This is a genomic window from Psychroserpens mesophilus (genome assembly GCF_050617655.1).
Taxonomy (GTDB): Bacteria; Bacteroidota; Bacteroidia; order Flavobacteriales; family Flavobacteriaceae; genus Psychroserpens; species Psychroserpens mesophilus_A.
On the sequence record NZ_JBODQC010000228.1, the window covers coordinates 1 to 263 of the forward strand.

Consider the following 263-nt stretch of genomic DNA (forward strand, 5'->3'; position numbering starts at 1 on the left):
CAGGTTGATGACGAACTCGCCGGTCTCCAGGATGTTGCGCGAGGTGTCCTTCAACTGCCCGCCGCGCGGGCCGATGCCCAGCGCCACGATCGGCGGATCGCTGCTGACCACGTTGAAGAACGAGAACGGCGCGGCGTTGGCCTGCCCCTGCGCCGACTGGCCCACCACCCAGGCGATGGGGCGCGGCACCACCACGCTGGAGAGCAGCTTGAAGGCATTGGCGGTGCTCAGTTGGCTGACATCGAAATTCCTGGGGGAGTCCC

Annotated in this window: 1 protein-coding gene; it reads right to left on the bottom strand. The window is 66.9% G+C overall.

Features of this window, described 5'->3' with window-relative positions; genetic code table 11:
• Positions 1-263: flavin reductase family protein (locus ACRHNM_RS17065; RefSeq protein WP_431137825.1), on the bottom strand; the 263-nt coding region annotated here is incomplete at both ends.